A 19,845-nucleotide genomic window follows, 5' to 3' on the forward strand; every position below is an offset into this window, starting at 1 on the left:
CCATCTTCCCGCAAAGTCACGCGATCGGCTCAGGCGATGGGGGCCGGCCACGGGTTGAACCGGCAGGTCTTCCCGTCGGGTTTGACCCACTCGGGGTCGAACTTGGCCGCGTCGTCGTTGGACGTACCGAAGGTCTGCTGCATCATCACCGGCGCCAGGCCGTCCTGCCTGTCGCACGGTTCATGGTGCTGGTAGCCGATCGCGTGACCGACTTCGTGGTTGATCAGGTATTGCCGGTAGGAACCGATGTCGCCCTGGAAGGGCACCGCGCCGCGAACCCAGCGGGCCTCGTTGATGAACACCCGCGGTTCGGACTTCGCCCCGTAGGACGGGTTGTAGCAGGACGCCTCCAGCGGAATCTCGTAGCCGCAGCCCTCCCGAACCGTCATCGGCGAGGTCAGCGAGATCCGGAAATCGGGGGCGATCGTACTGCTGTCGTCGACGCGGACGAATCCGATCTGCGGCGTGTGCGTCCACCCCTTGGGGTTGCGCAGGGTTTGGTCGACCATCCTGGCGAACGCCTCGTCGCCACCGAACGCGGTGGTGTCGATGCCGTCTTCCACCTCGATGGTGTAGGCGAACACCTTCTCGGTGCCCTGGCCGAACTCCGGTTCCGTACCGGGGATGACGTGCCAGGTCATCGCGGCGGACTCGGTGAACGGACCGCCGTTCGGCAACACGCCGGTCGGCAGGTTGACGTCGAACTCGGTCAGACCGCGCGGCGGCGCGCCGATGATCGAGGTGCCGGCGGATCCGATCGTCGGCGGACCCTGCACCGGTTCGTCGGCGGCGTCGGTGCGCACACCGGTACCGGTCACGGCCTGATAGACCACGATGACGGTGAGCGCCATGAGCACCGGAAGCGCGTAGGCGCGCCAGCCGTAGGTCGAGACGAATCTGCCCAGCCAGGTCTGCTTGCGCCACTGCCGGTGGATCTCGCGGTCCGACCGCACCCGCCCGGCACCGCCCGCCAGCGGGTCACGCTGGGCACGCAGAGGTTCGCGGAAGCGATCCCGCAGTACCGGGGCTCGACCGCCGCCACTTCGCCCCGGGTCGTAGGTCACCGTCTCAGGATGGCACAAGGTCTGCGAGCTGGGACTCTACGGCACGCCAGGGGCGGCCCCCGGGAACGAATCGAATTGCCCTCAGACACCCGATTGGCGGATGTCGCTGGTGGAACGCGACGACGTGAAGCGTAGTCTCGCTCTCACGCACCGGCCGTCGGTTTCCTGGATCCCGGCGTCCGGCCGAATCGGATTGAGGAGTTGATGAGCAAACCGATCGACACTGCCGAGCGGGACGGAGCCAAGCCCGCCGGCCGCCGTTCGAGTGGCGCCAAGGCGTCGCCGACCACCGGCCGCCGGGGCAGCCGGCTACCCCGCGACGAGCGTCGCGGCCAGTTGTTGATCGCCGCCAGCGATGTGTTCGTCGACCGCGGCTACCACGCGGCGGGCATGGATGAGATCGCCGATCGGGCCGGCGTCAGCAAACCGATCCTCTACCAGCACTTCGCGTCCAAGCTGGAGTTGTACCTGGCCGTGCTGGCCCGGCACGTGGAGAACCTGGTCTCCGGTGTCCGCAAGGCACTGCGGACCACCACCGACAACCGGCAGCGGCTGCGTTCGGCGGTCCAGGCGTTCTTCGACTTCATCGAGCACGACAGCCAGGGCTACCGGCTCATCTTCGAAAACGACAACGTCGCCGAGCCACAGGTGGCCGTACAGGTGCGGGTCGCGACCGAATCCTGCATCGATGCGATCTTCGACCTGGTCAGCCACGATTCGGGGCTGGACCCGCACCGCGCCCGGATGGTCGCGGTGGGGTTGGTCGCGATCAGCGTCGACTGCGCCCGGTACTGGCTCGACAGTGACCGCCCGATCTCCAAGGACGACGCCGTCGACGGAACGGTGGCGTTCGCCTGGGGCGGCCTGTCGCACGTCCCGCTTACCCGGTAGCTACGCGGTCGCGCTGTCCGCGCCGATCCCGAAGCCCACCCGGCGGCTGTCGGCGACCCCGATCTCCACGTAGGTGATCTTGGCGGCCTGCACCAGGAAGCGGCGGCCCTTCTCGTCGGTGAGGGAGAGCAGTCCGGCGGCCTCGCCCAACGCGGCACCGACCAACTTCTCCACTTCATCGGGCGTCTGCGCACTGTTGATGACCAGTTCGCGCGCGCTGTCGGTGACCCCGATCTTGACCTCCACGCCGACCCCTTTCGATTGCGTTGGGCGTTGCTAAGCAGGCTAGTAGACGAACACCGACTCGGTGCGCACCGGCCGTTCGCCCTCGGCGATACCGGACGCGTCGGCTAAGGGCTACGCCAGGCCCAGCTCGCGCATCCGCGCGTCATGGGTCTGCTGCAGTCGGTCAAAGAACCCGGTCAGCTGTGCCAGCCCGTCCGCACCCGACATCACCAGGTCCACGAGTTCGTCGTGATCGGCCAGCACGTACTGGGCCTGCGTGATCGCCTCGCCGAGCAGTCGGCGCGACCACAACGCGAGCCGGCTGCGCTGTTTGGCGCTGGCCGTGACCGCACCGCGCACCTCGTCGACGACGAACTGCGAGTGCTTGGTCTCGGCGAGCACCGCACGCACCACATCGGCGATCTCATCGGGCAGTCCGTGGGCGATCTGCAGGTAGAAGTCGGCCGCCATCGCATCGCCGATGTAGGTCTTCACCAACGCCTCCAGCCAGGTGCTGGGCATCGTCAAGCGATGGTAATTATCAAGCGCGGTAACGTATTTCGACATCGCCGCCACCGCATCGACGCCGCGGCGCTCGAGGGCTTCCCGCAGCAGTTCGAAGTGGCCCATCTCCGCGGCGGCCATCGCCGCCATCGAGATCCGGCCGCGCAGATCGGGCGCCATCCGGGCTTCATCGGTGAGCCGGTAGAAGGCCGCCACCTCGCCGTAGGCGAGCACCGCGAACAGTTCGTCGATACCGGGATGATCGGCGGGCAGTCGCGGCACAGCCGGCTGCGCTTCGGCGTCGGCCGAGGGAACCGAATTCATCACCACACTGTAGGCGTTCCGCGGCAGTAGACCGATGCCCGGCCCGACCAGGTAGTATGAGTCATAGGCAGCGCCTGTTCGGCGCTGCCGCGCAATGTGCGTACACGTGGTCGGCCCGCCCACTCGGCGAGTGCTGGACCCCCGACGGTGCCTTCGAAAATGGGCGCCTTCGATGATCGGCTAAGCATCGACCGTCGCAGTGTGTGCGCCCCGACCCGCACCGCGATCGATCGACATACCGCGCCGACTTCGAAAGGCACCCGCCAGCGCATGACCCCACTGATCTCCACCACCGTTCCCAGTACCCCTCCGAGCTTCGCCAGCCTGGGTGTTCGCGACGAAATCGTCCGCGCCCTGGCCGAATGCGGCATCGAGCACGCGTTCGCGATCCAGGAACTGACGCTTCCGCTGGCCCTGGCCGGCGACGACCTGATCGGCCAGGCCCGTACCGGCATGGGCAAGACCTACGGTTTCGGCGTCCCGCTGCTGCAGCGGGTCACCACCAGCCCGGACCGTCCGCTGACCGGGGCGCCCCGGGCCCTGGTGGTCGTACCCACCCGGGAGCTGTGCATCCAGGTCTCCGGCGACCTCGCCGACGCCGCCAAGTACCTGACCGCCGGTGACCGCCCCCTGTCGGTGCAGGCCATCTACGGTGGCCGCCCGTACGAGCCACAGATCGAGGCGCTGCAGGCCGGCGCCGACGTGGTGGTGGGCACCCCGGGCCGGCTGCTGGACCTGGCCCAGCAGGGTCACCTGCAGCTCGGCGGACTGTCGGTGCTGGTGCTCGACGAGGCCGACGAGATGCTGGACCTGGGCTTCTTGCCCGACATCGAGCGCATCCTGGCCCGCATCCCCGACGACCGCCAGTCGATGCTGTTCTCGGCGACCATGCCCGGCCCGATCATCACGCTGGCCCGCAGCTTCATGAACCAGCCCACCCACATCCGCGCGGAGGCACCGCACTCCTCGGCCGTTCACGACGCCACCGAGCAGTTCGTCTACCGGGCGCACGCGCTGGACAAGGCCGAGCTGGTCGCCCGGGTGCTGCAGGCCCGCGGCCGCGGCGCCACGATGATCTTCACCCGTACCAAGCGGACCGCCCAGAAGGTCGCCGACGACCTCGACGAGCGCGGGTTCAAGGTGGGCGCGGTGCACGGCGATCTGGGGCAGGTGGCCCGCGAGAAGGCCCTCAAGTCGTTCCGGGCCGGTGACATCGACGTGCTGGTGGCCACCGACGTCGCCGCCCGCGGCATCGACATCGACGACGTCACCCACGTCATCAACTACCAGTGCCCCGACGACGAGAAGACCTACGTGCACCGCATCGGCCGCACCGGCCGCGCCGGCCGCACCGGTGTCGCGGTCACCCTCGTCGACTGGGACGAACTGGCCCGCTGGACGATGATCGACAAGGCCCTCGACCTGAGCTGCCCGGATCCCGCGGAGACCTACTCCAGTTCGCCGCACCTCTACACCGAGTTGGACATCCCCACCGACGCCGGCGGCTCCATCGGCAAGCCGCGCCGGCTGGCCAAGCGGACCGACGACGAGACCCGCGAGACCTCTGCCGATCGGGAGCGGTCACCGCGCAACCCGAACCGGTCCCGGCGCCGCACCCGGGGCGGCCGGGCGGACTCCGCCGGCACCGGAACCCCGGCCCCCGAGACGTCGGAGGCCTCGACGGCGCCGACATCCGAGGCCGGCGGGACCGGCGCACCGCGTCGCCGTCGCCGCCGTCGGCCGAACAAGGCCGCCGCCGCTGCCGCGAACGGCAGCTGAGCCGGGCCGCTGAGATGGTGCGACCCGAGCGCCGCACCCCCGGCGATCTGATTGCCGCAGCACTGATCGCGGTCGTCGTCGCCGCCGCGGGCGTGGTCATCTGGTGGACCAGTGATGCCCGCGCCACGATCAGCACACCGGCATCCGACGGCGAATCCCGAAATCCCCCGTCGGCCGCGATGGTCCCGAAGTCGCTGTCGCAGCTGTGGACGGCCCCCAGCCCGGCCACCTGGGCGCCGGTGTTGATCTCGGGCACGGTGGTCACCGGTGACGGCCCGCGGATGAGCGGTCGCAATCCCGACACCGGGGAGGAACGCTGGAGTTACGTCCGCGGCGTCGACCTGTGTGCGGTGTCGTGGATCTACCGCTATGCCGTGGGCGTGTATCCGGATTCGCGCGGCTGCGGGCAGGTCAGCACCGTGGTCGCCGGCACCGGCCTGCGCGGTCCGGCCCGGACCGGCTACGCCGACCGCAGTGTGCGACTCACCTCCGAGGGAAGTGCGGTGTTGTCCGTCGGCAGCAGTCGTCTGGAGTTGTGGCGTTCGGACATGGTCCGGGTGCTGTCCTACGGTGAGATCGATGCCCGGGTGAAACCCTCGGCGCGCGGCCTCGGCCAGGGCTGCAGGCTGGTCTCGGCGGCCGCGGCCTCCACCGCGGTCTCGGTGCTCGAGGCATGCCCGGACAAGAACGACCTGCAGCTGACCCTGCTGCGCGCCGGCAAAGAAGAAGACGAACCCGAGACCCAGCACGTCGCCGAGCCCGGCGTGGCCGTCGACTCCGACGCCCGGGTGCTCGCGGTGACCGAATCCGACTCCGGCCCCAACACCGCGGTCTATCTGCCGACCCCGCAACCCCGGGTCGAGGTGGTCGACCAGACCGGCACCACGATCGCCAAGACGCTGTTGCCGGCCGCGGCGAGCCCGGACAGCGCGGCCCTGCCGGTGTCGCGGCCGACCGGGTTGGTCTGTTGGTGGACCGGTGACACGGTGATGGTGTTCGACTCCGGCACGCTGTCCCACCGCTACACCATTGCGTCGTCCGGTTCGGTGGTTCCGCTGGGACCGGCGGTGCGGATGGCCGATCATCTGCTGATCCCGGTGACCGGCGGGGTCGGTGTCTACGACCAGGACACCGGCGCCGCCGAACGGGTCATCCCGGTCAGTCGGCCGCCGGGAGTGACGACGGTGTTCCCGGCGGTGTCGGGTCCGACCGTGCTGGAACAGCGCGGCGACACCGTGGTGGCGCTGGGCTGACGAGCGGCGACCCGCATCGCCCGGCTCCGCCGCGCTCGCGATCACCACTGGGCTGACGAGCGGCGACCCGCATCGCCCGGCTCCGCCGCGCTCGCGATCACCGCTGGGCTGACGGCCGACCGGCTCAGACCTCGGGGGTGAAGGTCGGCAGCTCCTTGCCGGTCTTCCAGTACTCGAGCAGGCCCTCGGCCAACTCCCGGTACGCCTGCGCGCCCTTGTTCTTGCGCGCCGCGATCACCGACGACCCGGATGCGCTGGCTTCGGCGAAGCGCACCGTCCGAGGGATCGGCGGGGCCAGCACCGGCAGGTCGTAGCGGTCGGCGATGTCGAGCAGGACGTCGCGGCTGTGGGTGGTGCGCGAGTCGTAGAGGGTCGGCAGGGCCCCCAGCAGTCGCAGCTTCGGATTGGTGATCTGCTGGACATCGCCGACGGTGCGCAGAAACTGGCCGACTCCGCGGTGCGCCAGCGTCTCGCACTGCAGCGGCACGATCACCTCACCGGCGGCGGTCAGCCCGTTGAGCGTGAGCACCCCCAGTGACGGCGGGCAGTCGATGACCACCACGTCGAAGTCGTCCTCGAGCTTGGCCAGCGCCCGTTGCAGGACGTATTCCCGGCCGGCTCGCATCAGCAGCATCGCCTCGGCGCCGGCCAGGTCGATGTTGGCGGGAAGCAGGGTCATCCCCTCACCGGTCGGCACCAGTGCGGCATCGGGTTCCACTTCGCCGAGCAGTACCTCGTGAACCGACACCGGCAGCGTGTCGGGATCGTGCCCCAGCGAGAAGGTCAGGCACCCCTGCGGATCGAGATCGACCAGCAGCACCCGTCGCCCCTGCTCAGCCATCGCCGCGCCCAGCGACGCCACCGTCGTCGTCTTGGCCACGCCGCCTTTCTGGTTGGCTACCGCCAAGATCCGCATCCCCGTCACACCGACATACTGGCACGGGTCAGCGCGCAAGAGCACCAATCAGGGGCCGATGTCCCCCGTCGGGCAGAATCGGTCGGCGTGGGCATCGAGGAGCACCGACTGTTGCTGCTGCGCCACGGGGAAACCGAGTGGTCTGTGAGCGGTCGGCACACCGGGCGCACCGATGTGGAGTTGACCGAAGCCGGCCGCGATCAGGCGGCCGCCGCCCGCCCGGTGTTGGCCGGGCTGGCACCGGAGCACCCGCTGGTGGTCTGCAGCCCCCGTCGTCGCGCCCGGGCCACCGCCGAACTCGCCGGTCTGCACGTCGATGAGATCTGCGACGACCTCGCCGAATGGGACTACGGCGGCTACGAGGGGCTCACCACCGCACAGATCCGCCGGACCGAACCCGGCTGGCTGATCTGGACCCACGGTGGCGCGGGAGGCGAGACGGTCACCCAGGTCGGTGCCCGCGCCGACCGGATGGTCGCCAGGGCATTGCGTGAGCTCACCAGCCGTGATGTGGTGTTCGTCGGGCACGGCCACTTCTGCCGGGCGCTGATCGCCCGCTGGTTGGAACTGCCGGTGACCGCGGGGGCGGGGTTCGGGATGCCGGTGGCATCGGTGGCCGTCTGCGGGTTCGAGCACGGGGGGCGTCAGCTCCGCGCGCTCGGGTTGACCGGATCGAAGGCCGGACGGCTGTGAGCACACCCGCATTCGCGTTGTCCGGGCCCTCGGGCACGCTGTCGGCGGAGGCGATGGCGACCGGTTTCGCCGACATCGCCGACGCCCGCGCCGCGCTGTCGTCCGGCGAAGCACCGATCGTGGTGGGCGCGTTACCTTTCCGTCCGGATGCTCCGGCAGCATTGTTCGTCCCACGCGGGTTGCGTCGCGGCGCCGCCCTGCCGCCCCGGCCCGAGGCTCCGATGCCCGCGGTCCGGATCGGCACGCAACAGCCGCCTCCCGACGAGCACCGGGCCCGGATCCGGCGGGCGCTGCGGGAACTGACCGCACCGAACAGCGCGCTGCACAAGGTGGTGCTGGCCCGGGCGCTACGACTTGAGGCCGACGATCCGCTGGATGCCGGGACCGTGCTGCGCCGACTGGTCGCCGCCGACCCGAGCGGTTACGGCTACCTGGTGGACCTGAGCGCGGCCGGGGATCCCTACCGCGGGGCCGCGCTCGTCGGAGCCAGCCCGGAACTGCTGGTCGCCCGTGACGGCGACCGGGTCACCTGCCGCCCCTTCGCCGGTTCGGCGCCGCGTTCAACCGACCCGCAGATCGACTCCGCCAACGGCGCGGCGCTGGCGGAGTCCGGCAAGAACCGCCACGAGCACCAACTGGTCGTCGATCAGTTGCGCGCCGCACTCGAGCCGCTCTGCGACGAACTCGACGTCGCGCCGTCACCACGGCTGAGCAGTACCGCGGCGGTCTGGCATCTGAGCACGCCGATCACCGGCCGGCTACGCGATTCGGCAACCACCGCACTGGATCTGGCTCAGTTGCTGCACCCGACCGCCGCGGTCGGGGGCGTTCCGACGGCCGCCGCGGTCGAGCTGATCGACGAACTGGAGGACGATCGCGGTTTCTACGCCGGCACGGTCGGCTGGTGTGACGCCGACGGGAACGGACGCTGGGTGGTGTCGGTGCGCTGCGCGCAACTCTCCGCCGACCGGCGGTTCGCGCTGGCCCATGCCGGCGGCGGAATCGTCGCCGAATCCGATCCCGACGATGAACTGGCCGAAACGGTGACGAAGTTCAGCACGATTCTGGCGGCGCTGGGGATTGCGCCGCCCAGCGCAGCGCCGCCGGGCTGAACAGCGCCAGCAGCACCACCAGCGCCGCCGCGCCGACCACCACGCCGTACCCCCAGCGGTGCGACCCCACCCCCAGATACCAGGCCACCGGCAGCAGGATCAGGTTGGCGAACACCGCGATTCCGCGGCCGAACCGCCGGCCCCGCAAGAGCGCCCAACCGGCCGCCGAGACGGCCGCACCGAGCAGCGCGAACCACCCGGCGGTGGCGTAGCCGTTGGCGGAGTGCTGATCGGCGCCGGCGAGCGCCCGCAGCACCAATATCGCCGCCACAACCCATGCCACCGCACCTTGCACGGCAACGATCAGGCCCGCTCCGTACACGGCTCGCGGTGGTTCGACGACGGCTTTCACGCCGCCAGCGTAACCACCCTCCCGGATCCCTTCGATGCCCATAGACTGCTAATCCGTGCGCGCCGTGCTGATTGTGAACCCCAATGCCACATCCACCACCGCCGCGGGCCGGGACCTGCTGGCCCACGCACTCAAGAGCCGGCTCGATCTGACCGTGGTGCACACCGACTACCGCGGCCACGCCATCGAGATCAGTCAGGCCGCATGCCGGGACGGGGTCGACCTGGTGATCGCGCACGGCGGCGACGGCACGGTGCACGGGGTCGTCAACGGCCTGCTCGGGGCTCCCGGTTCACCGCCGCCCGCGCATCTGCCGGCGGTGGCCGTGGTTCCGGGCGGGTCGGCCAACGTCTTTGCGCGTTCGTTGGGGATCGCCGCCGATCCGATCACCGCGACCAATCAGCTCATCGAGTTGATCAATCCTCCGCACGGCCGGCCCACTTGGCGCCGGATCGGCCTGATCGACTGCGGCGAGCGCTGGTCGGTGCTCAACGCCGGCATGGGGGTCGACGGCGAGGTGGTGGCCGCGGTCGAAGCCGAACGTGAGAAGGGTCATGCCGTCACCGCGTTGCGGTACATCCGTGCCGCGGTGCCGGCGGTGCTGGCCACCACACGCAAAGCGCCCACGCTGACGCTGCGCCTGGGCGACGGCGAACCCGTCACCGGTGTGCATCTCGTGTTCGTCTCCAATTGCGCGCCATGGACCTATGCCGATGAACGGTGCGTGTGGACCAACCCCGATACGACCTTCGAGTCCGGCATGGGCATCTTCGCGACCACCAGCATGAAGGTGTTCCCGACGCTGCGGCTGGTGCGCCAGATGCTGTCGAAACAACCCAAACTCCAAGCCAAACAACTCATTCGGGACGACGATGTGGCCCTGCTGCGCGTCGATGCCGGTGATAATCCGATTGCGACGCAGATCGACGGCGAATACCTTGGGCTGCGTAGCGAGATGACTTTCCGCGCGGTTCCCGATGCGCTGAGCGTGGTAGCGCCTCCGGCGATAAATCCCGCTGACCTGCGGAGATAGCGCGTCAATCCGTTGATGAGCGCATAACTGAGCCCACTGTAATACATCGTCGCAGGCGGCCGCAGAGCAGCCCCGCGAAGACGTGACGTGGGCCACGTGATAGAGCGCACTCTTGACATCTGTCCAAGCTGTGAAACGATCAAGCGATCGGATGCAAGCCGTAACCATTTCTTGCGCCGCTTATAAACAGCCGAAAAGCACTAGCGCACCCCGCTGCGCCCAAAGTAAGGAGTTGGAGACCTATGGATTGGCGCCACAAGGCGGTCTGTCGCGACGAAGACCCGGAGCTGTTCTTCCCGGTGGGAAACAGCGGTCCGGCGATCGCGCAGATTGCTTCCGCTAAGCAGGTCTGCACCCGCTGCCCGGTGGTCACCGAGTGCCTGACCTGGGCACTGGAGACCGGCCAGGACGCCGGCGTGTGGGGTGGCATGAGCGAGGACGAGCGGCGTGCGCTCAAGCGCCGCAACGCCCGCACCCGGGCGCGCAGCGGGGTCTGACCCAACAGTCGGACGACGACGCGGCCCCGATCTTGTCGGGGCCGCGTCGTTTTGCGTCGGGGGGTGGGTAGGTTCCTCACGGCGTCTGGCGTACCCGCCGTCCGCCGACCGGGACCCGCAGGACCATCTCCGTGCCCCCGCCCGGCGCGTCGCGGGCGGTCAGCGATCCGTTGAGTTCCGCCGACACCAAGGCGTTGACGATCTGCAGACCGAGCCGGTCGGACGTCTCCAGCCGGAAACCTTCGGGGAGCCCGTGCCCGTCGTCGTGGACCACCACGTCGAGCCAGCGCGCCGAACGTTCCGCCCGAATCGTCACCGCCCGCCCGCCGTCCTCCGCCTCGAAGGCGTGCTCGATGGCGTTCTGCACCAGTTCGGTGATCACCATGATCAGGGCGGTGGCCCGGTCGGCGTCCAGTGCTCCGAGCGATCCGATCCGGGCGACCCGGATGGGGATGTCGACGCTGGCGACGTCGTTCATCATCGGCAGGATGCGGTCGATCACCTTGTCGAGGTTCACCACCTCGTCGACCGACATCGACAGGGCGTCGTGGACCAGTGCGATCGACGACACCCGACGTACCGATTCCAGCAACGCCTCGCGTCCCTCCACGCTGGCCGTGCGGCGGGCCTGTAATCGCAGCAGTGCCGCCACCGTCTGCAGGTTGTTCTTCACCCGGTGATGGATCTCGCGGATGGTCGCATCCTTGGACAGCAGGGCGCGATCGCGGCGTTTCACCTCGGTGACGTCACGGACGAGCACCGCCGCCCCGGCCGGCCGGCCGTGCACGATCAGCGGCAGTGTTCGCAGCAGGACCACCGCGCCGGCGGCATCGACCTCGAATCGCATGCTCGATCCACCCGAAAGCGAATCGGCGATGTGGTCGGCCAACTCGTGCGCTTCGAACGGATCGGAGATCAGCGGCCTGGTGACGGCCACCAGATCATGTCCGGCCAACTCGGCCGCCAAGCCCATCCGGTGGTAGGCCGAGACCGCGTTCGGGCTGGCGTAACGGACGGTGCCGTCCACGCCCAGCCGGATGAAGCCGTCACCGACTCGGGGGCTCGATCGCGACACCGCGATGTCGCCGACGTCGGGAAAGGTTCCCTCGGAGAGCATGTGCACCAGATCGGCCGCGCAGTCGAGATAGGCCGTCTCCAGGCGGCTGGATTCCCGCTCACCGGTCAATGCCGTCTGGTGGGTCAACACCGCCACCACCCGGTTGCCGTACCGGACCGGAACGGCTTCCATATTGCGTTGCCCCGCAGAGTTTTCCGGGCCGCGCCGCTCGACCACCCCCGACTCGAACGCGGCGACGGCCAGCGGCATCCAATCCGGTGCGACGACGGTGCCGACGGCGTCGCTGAGGAGCACCGTCGGTGCGGTATTGGGCCGACATTGCGCCACGCACACCAGCGAGCCGTCGGGATCCTGGTGGCGACGCACCCACATCAGATAGTCGGCGAACGACAGGTCCGCCAGCAGTTGCCACTCCCCGACTACGGCGTGCAGATGATCGACCGCGCTGCCGGGCAAGACGGTGTGTTCGGCGAGCAGGTCACCGAGGGTGGACATCGGCTACCCGGCGCCGTTCACGGTGGGTGCGCTCAGCTGATCACGGCGATCAGGTCGCCGGCCTGAATCACGTCGCCGACCTGGACGGCTACCTTGCTGACGGTTCCGGCGGTCTCGGCCAGCACCGGGATCTCCATCTTCATCGACTCCAGCAGGACCACGGTGTCGCCTTCATCGATCGATTCGCCCTCGTGGACCACGACTTCGAGCACGCTGGCTACGATCTCCGCGCGAACGTCCTCGGCCATCTTCACCTCGTTCATCAACCAGTCAATATCGAAAAAACCTGGACCTATCGAACCACAACCGGGGCGCCGGACCGGACAGGGCGCTCTGGTAAGCGAACTCCAAGATAATTAAGGAGATGGAGAGAGTTCGATCCGTGACCGTGTCGTGTTTCTCCTGTGACAATTGCATAGCACCGTTACTCGAGTGTTTCGAACGCGTGACGTATTCGCCGTGACGCGGCACAAGTCGACAGTGAACTTGAGGAGTAGCGCGTTGTCTGTGAACCGATTTGCCCAACCCCGATTCCGGCTACCGCTGGTGTGTGCCGGCGCGATGACACTGGCCACACTCGGATTCGGGATCGCCTCCGCCAAAGCGGCTCCGACCCTGGTCGACGAACCGATGCCGATGCCCGCCCAACTCAGCACGCCCACCATGACCGACATTCCCGGTGTCGGGGCGGCCGGTCTCAGCGCTCCCGGCATCGGTGTGCCCGGGGTCGGCGTCCCCGGCCTGCCCGGAGCGGCGGCCGGCGGGCCGACGGCGGGCGTGAATGCCGCGAACTCCTTCCTGCAGGCCCTCAACGGCATGCTGAACCGCGTGGTACCCGGCGTGGGCTCGATCATGCCGAACGACGTCAGCGCCCTGACCCCGCCCGGCGCGCCGATGTCGGGCGGCCCGGCACTGGAGGCCCCGCCGGCACCGGCGGCACCGGCCGCGCCCGCAATCGTGCCGCAGACCCTGGCCGGAGCGCGGTCCTTCTCGGTGCACTGAGACGTGGCGCCGGCCGGGGCCGGTCGACTGCACGATTACGGCCGCGCCCGGTCATGTGAGAGACTGGCCTGTCGGAATATCTGCTAGGAGGACCCACCATGGCCAAGCGAGGCCGCAAGAAGCGCGACCGCAAGCACAGCAAAGCCAACCACGGCAAACGACCCAACTGCGGCTCGAAGTCCGTATAAGCCTCGCCTCCAGGTAGAAAACCGGTCTTCGACTCGACGACGACAGGTACGTCCGCGAGGCAAAAGGCTTACCGAAAAGACCGCCCGGCTCAATCGAGCCCGGGCGGTTTTTTCATATGTCGACCGACCTACTCCCCTGCGGGAAACGTCCGGACGATGGTGGTGCGGCTGATCTCCAATCGCACCCGCTCATAGAGCCCCCGCGGGGCCTTGTCACCGCTGCATTTGCGGGCGATCAGCGTCTTGATCCGCTCCTCGACGCCGTAGTGCCGCAGACAACCCGGGCACTCCTCCAGGTGCTGACGCAGCTTGGCCTTGGTCTCGGCGGTGCATTCACCGTCGAGCAACGTCCATACCTCGGCGATCACCTGGGCACAGTCGGCATCGGCCTCGCCCGGCGAACTGCTGTGATTGCGTGGATGCTCGGTCACGACGGCACCTCCTCAGACTTCTGGCCGTCGCGGATGAACCCGCGGTCGCGGGCAACATCGGCCAGCAGACCACGCAACTGACGTCGCCCGCGATGCAGGCGCGACATCACCGTGCCGATCGGCGTATCCATGATCTCGGCGATCTCCTTGTAGGGGAATCCTTCGACGTCGGCGTAGTACACCGCCATCCGGAAATCTTCGGGAAGCTGCTGCAACGCCTCTTTGATCTCGGTATCGGGCAGCGACTCCAGCGCTTCCACCTCGGCCGAGCGCAGGCCGGTCGAGGTGTGCTCGGCGCTGGCCGCCAGCTGCCAGTCGGTGATCTCCTCGGTCGGATACTCCGCCGGACTGCGCTGCTTCTTCCGATAGCTGTTGATGTACGAGTTGGTCAGAATGCGGTACAGCCAGGCCTTGAGGTTGGTGCCCTCACGGAACGACCGGAACCCGGCGTAGGCCTTGACCATGGTTTCCTGCAGCAGATCCTCGGCGTCGGCGGGATTGCGCGTCATCCGCAGGGCGCCGCCGTAGAGTTGGTCGAGCAACGGGATCGCGTCGCGCTCGAATCGGGCGGTCAGCTGTTCGTCGGTCTCATCGGAGCGCACGGGGGTTTTGACTTCGGCCCCGGACCCGGTCGCCTCGGTCTCACCTTCGACGTCAGCCATCTCGATCGCCACGGTCCCTTCTGTCGTGGTGCCGATGACCAACAGAGCAGTTGGCTCGCGTTCCAGCAGATCCATCGCCGTTGACACCCGGACTCCTTCCCGATCCTAATGACTGCCCTACTCAACAGCGCCACCGGCGGAGCTATTTCCGGCCGTTATCCTGGCGCGGTGAGTCGCGCAGCCACCCCGGCCCTCGCGGCCCTGTCCGCCGCGCAGGTCCCCCACGAGGTACTTCGCTACCGCCACGACCCTCGCCAGGTGTCATTCGGCACCGAAGCCGTCGAGCAACTCACAACGGCCGCCGGCGTAGCGCCCGAGCAGATCTACAAGACGTTGATCCTGGCCGTCCCGGGCGGCCTTGCCGTGGCCGTGTTGCCGGTGCCGGCAAAACTGGCACTGAAGGCTGCGACCGCAGCGCTCGGAGTGGCCAGGGCGACGATGGCCGACCCCGCGGTGGCCCAGCGGTCGACCGGTTACGTGGTTGGCGGGATCTCGCCGTTCGGGCAGCGCCGTGCACTGCCCACCGTGGTGGACTCCTCAGCCCTGGACTTCGAGAAGGTGCTGTGCAGCGCCGGGCAGCGCGGGTGCGACGTGGCGGTGGCTCCGACTGATCTCATCCGGCTCACCGGTGCGACGACCGCGGACATTCAAGCCCGCTGAACTGCGGAAGTCTCTCCTGGCACGGTCGGCCCAATCCGAGTACCATCGAACATGTGTTCGATATCGATCTGCCTGATTTGGGGGTCATCCGGGGTTTGGATGATGCCGGGTTGGTCGATGCGATGGCCGACGGGGTGCGGTTGCAGTCGGCGTGGTTGGCGCGGGTGTTCGCCGCGGGTGCGGAGTTGTATCACCGGCGGTTGCGGCAGCAGCCGGTGGCGGGTCGGGAGATCTGGGCGATCGACGGCTGGGAGGAGGTCGCCGCGGAGATCTTCGCCGCGCAGGGCATCAGTCGGGGTCGGGCGGCCGGGCAGTTGCGGATCGGGTTGGCGCTTCGCGAGCGGTTGCCGCGTTTTGAGGCGTTGTTCGCCGCCGGGGTGGTGGATTTCCAGATCGTGGCCGCGGTGGTGCATCGCAGTGAGTTGATGCTCGATCTCGACGCCATCCCCCGGCTGGATCGCTGGCTGGAACGCAACGCCCCGCGGTGGGGGAAGTGGTCGCGGGCCCGCATCGTCGAAGCCGTCGACTACTGGATCCAGGTCCTCGAACCGGTCGCGGTCCGCGAAGCCCGCGCCACCGAGGCGACCCGCCATATCGGGATCTCACCGATGCATTCCGGGCTGGCCGAGATCTTCGGCGATGTCCGCACCCCCGACGCCCTGGCCTTCGACCAACGCCTGGGTGAGCTGGCCGGCACCGTCTGCGACGCCGACCCGCGCACCAAAGAGCAACGCCGCGCCGATGCGCTGGCCGCGTTGACCGCCGGGGCGGCCACCATGGTCTGTGAATGCGGGTCGCCGCAGTGCCCAGCGGCGGCCGGCGATGCCCCGGTCGGGGCGGTGATGATCCACGTGCTCGCCGAGCAGGCCACCCTCACCGGGGCCGGGGACAAGCCCGGCTATGTGCCCGGCTTCGGGGGCCTGGCCGCCGACACCGTGCGGCAGGTAGCCCAAAGCGCTCGACTGCGCACGGTGCGTCATCCCGGCGATGCGCCGCCGGAATCGGGGTACCGGCCCTCGGCGGCGTTAGCCGATTTCATCCGCTGCCGGGATCTGACCTGCCGATTCCCCGGGTGCGGGCGGCCGGCCGAATACGCCGATATCGACCACACCGTGCCCTGGCCGGCCGGGCCCACCCACGCCTGCAACCTCAAACTGCTGTGCCGTCGCCATCATTTGTTGAAAACCTTCTGGACCGGGCCCAACGGGTGGCGCGATCGCCAAGAACCCGACGGCACCGTCATCTGGACCGCCCCCACCGGACAGACCTACACCACCACACCCGCCGGCACCCTGTACTTCCCACACCTGGCCGCACCCACCACCACCTTGGACCTACCGCCCTGGATACCGGTCGGTGACCGCGGCGCACGGATGCCCACCCGCCGCCAGACCCGCGCCCAAGACCGCGCCTACCGAATACAGCTCGAACGCCACCACAACCAAACCCGCCTCGACATCCACGCCGCCGAAGCCCAACTAGCCCACACCGCTAAGCACCGCGCCGCCCTCGACGACCCACCGCCCTTTTAGCGTCGCGCCGCGGTCTTCTGCCGACACCGTCGGCGGCATAGGGTGGTGCGCATGTCGAACTCCGCCCCGCTCGCCGGTAAGACCATGTTCATCTCGGGTGCCAGCCGCGGAATCGGCTTGGCCATCGCCAAGCGGGCCGCGCGCGACGGCGCCAACGTCGCGCTGATCGCCAAGACCGCCGAACCGCACCCCAAACTCGACGGCACGATCTACACCGCGGCGGCCGAAATCGAGGAAGCCGGCGGCCAAGCACTGCCGATCGTCGGCGACATCCGCGACGGCGACTCGGTGGCGGGAGCGGTGGCGGCCGCCGTCGAACGCTTCGGCGGCATCGACATCTGCGTCAACAACGCCTCGGCGATCAACCTCGGTTCCATTCTCGAGGTGCCGCTCAAGCGCTTCGACCTGATGAACGGCATCGAGGTACGTGGCACCTACGCCGTATCGCAGACCTGCATCCCGCACATGATCGGCCGGGCGAACCCGCACATCCTGACGCTGTCGCCGCCGATCCGGTTGGAATCCCAGTGGCTCAAGCCGACCGCGTACATGATGGCCAAGTTCGGGATGACGTTGTGTGCGCTGGGGATGGCCGAAGAGCTGCGCACGCACGGCATCGCCTCCAACACGTTGTGGCCGCGCACGATGATCGCGACTGCGGCGGTGCAGAACCTGCTGGGCGGCGACGAGGCGATGGCCCGCTCCCGCACTCCCGAGGTGTACGCCGACGCCGCCTACGCCATCGTGACCAAGCCCGCTACCGAATACACCGGTAACACCCTGCTCTGCGAGGACGTGCTGGTCGACTCCGGTGTCACCGATCTGTCGGTCTATGACTGCGTGCCCGGCAGTGACCTGGGGGTGGACCTGTGGGTCGACTCGGTCAATCCTCCGGGCTACGTCCAGGGCTGATCTCGGCCCCACCGGGATCGATCGGGAGGACCAACCGGAAGGTGGCTCCCCCGTCATTGGCCAGGCACGTCAACGTTCCGCCGTGTGCGTCGGCCAGCGCTCGAGCGATGGGCAGCCCGAGTCCGGCACCGCCGTGGTCACGGCCCCGGGCACTGTCGAGGCGCACCAGTCGATCGAAGATCCGCTCGGTGTCCTCACCGCGGATGCCGATGCCGGTATCCGTCACGACCACCTCGACGGTGCCGTTGCCACGCTGGACGTCGACGTTGATCTGCCCGCCGGGCGGGGTGTATCGGCGAGCGTTGTCGAGCAGATTGGACAGTATCTGCGCCAACCGGGTGGGATCCACCCGGACCGGTACCGATTGCGCGCCGGTGCGGCCGATACGCAGTTGCGGGGCAAGCAATGCCGCCCGATCCAGCTGCGTGTCGATGATCCCGATCACATCGACGTCCTTGAGCTCCAACGGCAGACCGGCGTCGATGTAGCTCAAGTCGAGCATGTCGGTGACCAGTCGCGTGGCCCGACGGGCCTCGGTCAACAAGAGGGTGGCACGGCGGTGCTGGCGAAGCGCTTCCGGATCGACGTCGTCCCGGTCGAGTGACTGGCCCACATGTTGGCTGACGTTTCCGGCGATCTGTTCCGCAGCGGCCTGCATTCCGGCGATCGGGGTGCGCAGTTCATGCGCTGCATCGGCCAGGAATCGACGGACCGCGGCCTCGGCGCGCCGCGCGCCCTCCGCGGCGTGCTGCGCTCGTTTCTCGGAGTCTTCCAATTCGTCGAGCATGTCGTCGAATGCCTCTGCCGCGCGGCCGAGTTCGGTCTTCGGCCGGTCGGGACGCAGGCGACGGCCCCGGTCGCCGGTGGTGATGTGCCGGGCGAGATCGGTGAGTCGGTCCAATGGCGCGAGCAGGACCCGGCCGACCCCGGCCATCAGGCTCGAAGCCAGGAGCAGCGTCCCCAGGCCCGCCTCGATCATCAAGCGCCGCAGCCTACTCAGGGTCTCGTCGGCCTCCGTGGTGTCGGCGACGAGAATGACCCGGCCACCTCCCGCCAGGGGATGCACCAGGACCGTCGCGGTCTCGTCGGGCTCCAGCGGCGGGGCGGCGATCTTCGATCCGGTGGTGGTATCCGGCTCGATGGTCGGGTCACCGTAGCTCTCCCCGTCAGCGGTCACCACCAGGGCCGAGATGATTCCGCCGTTGAGTTGCTCGGCGACCTGCTCGGCTGAGATACCCAGCGCCACCAGAGAATCCGCCCTATTCGTGGCGGCCGCCAGTCGCTCGTGCAGGGTGTGTTCGGAGACCGCGGTCAAGGTTGTGTTGATCACCAGTCCCATGCCGACCATCAGTACGGCGAGTAGCGCCAGCACCATCACCGTCAGTCGGCGCCGCAGCGAAGGGGTGGCCGTCACGAGCCCGACAGTTCCAGCCGGTAGCCGATCCCGCGAACCGTATGCAGGATCCGTGGCCCGTGCGCTTCCAATTTCTGCCGCAGGCCGCTGATGTGGACCTGAACCAGATTGGGGTCATAGGCCTCATAACCCCAGACCGCGTTGAGAATCTGAGCGCTGCTGACGATTCGGCCACGCTGCTCGACGAGGTAGACCAGCACCCGCAGTTCGGTGGCGGTCAGATTCAACGGAGTCCCGGACCTGGCGGCCACACCGGCGTCGACGTCGACCATCAGGTCGCCGAACTGTACCGCCGCGGGCAGTCGGCCCCGCCGTCTCAGCACCGCACCGACACGAGACACCAACTCGGCCAGCTCAAACGGCTTCACCACGTAGTCGTCGGCACCCCCGTCGAGGCCACGCAACCGGTCCGGCAGGCCGTCGCGGGCGGTGAGCAGCACCACACCGACTTCGCCCCAACGCAGCACCACATCCATCAATGCAAACCCGTCACGTCCGGGCAGCATGACGTCGAGCACCACCAGATCCGGCCGGAATCCGTCCAGGACCTCCTCCAGCGCCTCGCCGTCGGGCCGGGTATCGGTCAGATAGCCGGCATCGGCCAGTGCCTCGCTGACCATCTCGCGGATCGTCTCGGAGTCCTCCACCACCAGGACTCGCGGGGTGCCCACACTGAAGGGGCTACCGCCGCGACGTTCGGCGGACCGCGAATCGGCCATGCTCCATTGATAACACCGCCCGGCCGCCATGGGGAGAGCCCGGCCCGGGTGTTTTCCCGCCCGGTCGCGTTCTTCAGGTTCACTTCAAGTTGGCGGTCTACGGTCACCT

At 68.5% G+C, this 19,845-nt stretch carries 23 protein-coding genes; 12 read left to right on the forward strand and 11 right to left on the reverse strand.

Going from position 1 to position 19,845, the window contains the following annotated elements; genetic code table 11:
* Nucleotides 1–29: 29 nt before the first annotated feature.
* The gene (locus RCP38_RS13590) at nucleotides 30–1,064 is read right to left on the reverse strand and encodes a DUF3152 domain-containing protein (protein WP_308473464.1); all 1,035 of its coding nucleotides are present in this window, start codon (nucleotides 1,062–1,064) and stop codon (nucleotides 30–32) included.
* Nucleotides 1,065–1,256: 192 nt separating this feature from the next.
* On the opposite strand from RCP38_RS13590, the gene RCP38_RS13595 reads away from it, so the two are divergent.
* A complete protein-coding gene (locus tag RCP38_RS13595; RefSeq protein ID WP_373692514.1) occupies nucleotides 1,257–1,955 on the forward strand; it encodes a TetR/AcrR family transcriptional regulator in 699 nt (232 codons plus the stop codon).
* On the opposite strand, the gene RCP38_RS13600 is transcribed toward RCP38_RS13595, so the two are convergent.
* Nucleotides 1,956–2,201 (reverse strand): DUF3107 domain-containing protein, encoded by a 246-nt coding sequence (locus RCP38_RS13600; RefSeq protein WP_308473466.1) that lies wholly within the window; start codon nucleotides 2,199–2,201, stop codon nucleotides 1,956–1,958.
* 111 nt (nucleotides 2,202–2,312) lie between these two features.
* Nucleotides 2,313–3,008, reverse strand: a complete 696-nt coding sequence (locus RCP38_RS13605; protein WP_308473467.1) for a ferritin-like fold-containing protein — start codon at nucleotides 3,006–3,008, stop codon at nucleotides 2,313–2,315.
* Between the two features lie 270 nt (nucleotides 3,009–3,278).
* On the opposite strand from RCP38_RS13605, the gene RCP38_RS13610 reads away from it, so the two are divergent.
* Together RCP38_RS13610 and RCP38_RS13615 are read left to right on the forward strand one after the other, a co-directional pair.
* Entirely contained in the window at nucleotides 3,279–4,787 is a 1,509-nt protein-coding gene (locus RCP38_RS13610; protein WP_308473468.1) for a DEAD/DEAH box helicase, read from the forward strand.
* A gap of 14 nt (nucleotides 4,788–4,801) precedes the next feature.
* A complete protein-coding gene (locus tag RCP38_RS13615; RefSeq protein ID WP_308473469.1) occupies nucleotides 4,802–6,040 on the forward strand; it encodes an Rv3212 family protein in 1,239 nt (412 codons plus the stop codon).
* A 124-nt stretch (nucleotides 6,041–6,164) separates the two neighbouring features.
* Here RCP38_RS13615 and RCP38_RS13620 read toward each other — a convergent pair whose 3' ends face one another.
* Complete coding sequence (locus RCP38_RS13620) at nucleotides 6,165–6,956, reverse strand: ParA family protein (protein WP_373692516.1); 792 nt, start codon at nucleotides 6,954–6,956, stop codon at nucleotides 6,165–6,167.
* Nucleotides 6,957–7,043: 87 nt separating this feature from the next.
* Here RCP38_RS13620 and RCP38_RS13625 point away from each other — a divergent pair, with 87 nt between their 5' ends.
* On the forward strand, nucleotides 7,044–7,649 hold the full coding sequence (locus RCP38_RS13625) for an acid phosphatase (protein WP_308473471.1): 606 nt from the start codon (nucleotides 7,044–7,046) through the stop codon (nucleotides 7,647–7,649).
* Between the two features lie 53 nt (nucleotides 7,650–7,702).
* The gene (locus RCP38_RS13630; protein WP_308477286.1) at nucleotides 7,703–8,761 is read left to right on the forward strand and encodes an isochorismate synthase; all 1,059 of its coding nucleotides are present in this window, start codon (nucleotides 7,703–7,705) and stop codon (nucleotides 8,759–8,761) included.
* Here RCP38_RS13630 and RCP38_RS13635 read toward each other — a convergent pair.
* Nucleotides 8,703–9,113, reverse strand: coding sequence for a hypothetical protein (locus RCP38_RS13635; protein WP_308473472.1), 411 nt, complete (start codon nucleotides 9,111–9,113; stop codon nucleotides 8,703–8,705). The two genes, RCP38_RS13630 and RCP38_RS13635, sit on opposite strands and share 59 nt — an antisense overlap.
* A gap of 55 nt (nucleotides 9,114–9,168) precedes the next feature.
* On the opposite strand from RCP38_RS13635, the gene RCP38_RS13640 reads away from it, so the two are divergent.
* Entirely contained in the window at nucleotides 9,169–10,146 is a 978-nt protein-coding gene (locus RCP38_RS13640; RefSeq protein WP_308473473.1) for a diacylglycerol/lipid kinase family protein, read from the forward strand.
* A gap of 242 nt (nucleotides 10,147–10,388) precedes the next feature.
* Nucleotides 10,389–10,643 carry a WhiB family transcriptional regulator gene (locus tag RCP38_RS13645; protein ID WP_308473474.1) on the forward strand — a complete coding sequence of 85 codons (255 nt, stop codon included), beginning with the start codon at nucleotides 10,389–10,391 and terminating at the stop codon, nucleotides 10,641–10,643.
* A 76-nt stretch (nucleotides 10,644–10,719) separates the two neighbouring features.
* Here the strand turns inward: RCP38_RS13645 and RCP38_RS13650 are convergent, their stop codons facing one another.
* Both RCP38_RS13650 and RCP38_RS13655 read right to left on the reverse strand, forming a co-directional pair.
* The gene (locus tag RCP38_RS13650) at nucleotides 10,720–12,216 is read right to left on the reverse strand and encodes a sensor histidine kinase (protein ID WP_308473475.1); all 1,497 of its coding nucleotides are present in this window, start codon (nucleotides 12,214–12,216) and stop codon (nucleotides 10,720–10,722) included.
* A 32-nt stretch (nucleotides 12,217–12,248) separates the two neighbouring features.
* Nucleotides 12,249–12,464: a biotin/lipoyl-binding carrier protein gene (locus tag RCP38_RS13655; RefSeq protein ID WP_308477288.1), complete on the reverse strand. Its 216-nt coding sequence runs from the start codon at nucleotides 12,462–12,464 to the stop codon at nucleotides 12,249–12,251.
* 253 nt (nucleotides 12,465–12,717) lie between these two features.
* Here RCP38_RS13655 and RCP38_RS13660 point away from each other — a divergent pair, with 253 nt between their 5' ends.
* Nucleotides 12,718–13,218, forward strand: a complete 501-nt coding sequence (locus tag RCP38_RS13660; protein ID WP_308473476.1) for a hypothetical protein — start codon at nucleotides 12,718–12,720, stop codon at nucleotides 13,216–13,218.
* A gap of 98 nt (nucleotides 13,219–13,316) precedes the next feature.
* Nucleotides 13,317–13,406, forward strand: coding sequence for a 50S ribosomal protein bL37 (locus RCP38_RS19970; protein WP_109519535.1), 90 nt, complete (start codon nucleotides 13,317–13,319; stop codon nucleotides 13,404–13,406).
* A gap of 128 nt (nucleotides 13,407–13,534) precedes the next feature.
* Here RCP38_RS19970 and rsrA read toward each other — a convergent pair whose 3' ends face one another.
* Both rsrA and RCP38_RS13670 read right to left on the reverse strand, forming a co-directional pair.
* On the reverse strand, nucleotides 13,535–13,837 hold the full coding sequence (rsrA, locus tag RCP38_RS13665) for a mycothiol system anti-sigma-R factor (RefSeq protein WP_308473477.1): 303 nt from the start codon (nucleotides 13,835–13,837) through the stop codon (nucleotides 13,535–13,537).
* The gene (locus tag RCP38_RS13670) at nucleotides 13,834–14,574 is read right to left on the reverse strand and encodes a sigma-70 family RNA polymerase sigma factor (protein WP_373692517.1); all 741 of its coding nucleotides are present in this window, start codon (nucleotides 14,572–14,574) and stop codon (nucleotides 13,834–13,836) included. Before RCP38_RS13670 ends, rsrA begins: the two co-directional genes overlap by 4 nt.
* Before the next feature lie 93 nt (nucleotides 14,575–14,667).
* On the opposite strand from RCP38_RS13670, the gene RCP38_RS13675 reads away from it, so the two are divergent.
* The 3 genes from RCP38_RS13675 to RCP38_RS13685 are packed head-to-tail and all read left to right on the forward strand — an operon-like array spanning nucleotide 14,668 to nucleotide 17,603.
* Nucleotides 14,668–15,159, forward strand: a complete 492-nt coding sequence (locus RCP38_RS13675; protein WP_308473478.1) for an aminoacyl-tRNA deacylase — start codon at nucleotides 14,668–14,670, stop codon at nucleotides 15,157–15,159.
* 53 nt (nucleotides 15,160–15,212) lie between these two features.
* A complete protein-coding gene (locus RCP38_RS13680) occupies nucleotides 15,213–16,691 on the forward strand; it encodes an HNH endonuclease signature motif containing protein (protein ID WP_308473479.1) in 1,479 nt (492 codons plus the stop codon).
* A 51-nt stretch (nucleotides 16,692–16,742) separates the two neighbouring features.
* Nucleotides 16,743–17,603, forward strand: a complete 861-nt coding sequence (locus RCP38_RS13685) for an SDR family oxidoreductase (protein ID WP_308473480.1) — start codon at nucleotides 16,743–16,745, stop codon at nucleotides 17,601–17,603.
* Here RCP38_RS13685 and RCP38_RS13690 read toward each other — a convergent pair.
* Together RCP38_RS13690 and RCP38_RS13695 are read right to left on the reverse strand one after the other, a co-directional pair.
* Entirely contained in the window at nucleotides 17,575–19,017 is a 1,443-nt protein-coding gene (locus RCP38_RS13690; RefSeq protein ID WP_308473481.1) for an ATP-binding protein, read from the reverse strand. The genes RCP38_RS13685 and RCP38_RS13690 overlap by 29 nt on opposite strands.
* The gene (locus tag RCP38_RS13695) at nucleotides 19,014–19,736 is read right to left on the reverse strand and encodes a response regulator transcription factor (protein ID WP_308473482.1); all 723 of its coding nucleotides are present in this window, start codon (nucleotides 19,734–19,736) and stop codon (nucleotides 19,014–19,016) included. The genes RCP38_RS13690 and RCP38_RS13695 overlap by 4 nt, the downstream gene beginning before the upstream one ends.
* Between the last annotated feature and the right edge of the window lie 109 nt (nucleotides 19,737–19,845).

The sequence above is a fragment of the Mycolicibacter sp. MU0083 genome (genome assembly GCF_963378075.1).
In the GTDB taxonomy this organism is placed as follows: Bacteria; Actinomycetota; Actinomycetes; order Mycobacteriales; family Mycobacteriaceae; genus Mycobacterium; species Mycobacterium kokjensenii.

Excerpts from the sequence above, each read along its gene's own strand:
- RCP38_RS13605 (WP_308473467.1), bottom strand. The coding sequence starts at position 3,008 with ATGAATTCGGTTCCCTCGGCCGACGCCGAAGCGCAGCCGGCTGTGCCG.
- RCP38_RS13610 (WP_308473468.1), top strand. The coding sequence starts at position 3,279 with ATGACCCCACTGATCTCCACCACCGTTCCCAGTACCCCTCCGAGCTTC.
- RCP38_RS13615 (WP_308473469.1), top strand. The coding sequence starts at position 4,802 with ATGGTGCGACCCGAGCGCCGCACCCCCGGCGATCTGATTGCCGCAGCA.
- RCP38_RS13620 (WP_373692516.1), bottom strand. The coding sequence starts at position 6,956 with ATGCGGATCTTGGCGGTAGCCAACCAGAAAGGCGGCGTGGCCAAGACG.
- RCP38_RS13630 (WP_308477286.1), top strand. The coding sequence starts at position 7,703 with ATGGCGACCGGTTTCGCCGACATCGCCGACGCCCGCGCCGCGCTGTCG.
- RCP38_RS13645 (WP_308473474.1), top strand. The coding sequence starts at position 10,389 with ATGGATTGGCGCCACAAGGCGGTCTGTCGCGACGAAGACCCGGAGCTG.
- RCP38_RS13650 (WP_308473475.1), bottom strand. The coding sequence starts at position 12,216 with ATGTCCACCCTCGGTGACCTGCTCGCCGAACACACCGTCTTGCCCGGC.
- RCP38_RS13655 (WP_308477288.1), bottom strand. The coding sequence starts at position 12,464 with ATGGCCGAGGACGTTCGCGCGGAGATCGTAGCCAGCGTGCTCGAAGTC.
- RCP38_RS19970 (WP_109519535.1), top strand. The coding sequence starts at position 13,317 with ATGGCCAAGCGAGGCCGCAAGAAGCGCGACCGCAAGCACAGCAAAGCC.
- RCP38_RS13670 (WP_373692517.1), bottom strand. The coding sequence starts at position 14,574 with ATGGATCTGCTGGAACGCGAGCCAACTGCTCTGTTGGTCATCGGCACC.
- RCP38_RS13685 (WP_308473480.1), top strand. The coding sequence starts at position 16,743 with ATGTCGAACTCCGCCCCGCTCGCCGGTAAGACCATGTTCATCTCGGGT.
- RCP38_RS13695 (WP_308473482.1), bottom strand. The coding sequence starts at position 19,736 with ATGGCCGATTCGCGGTCCGCCGAACGTCGCGGCGGTAGCCCCTTCAGT.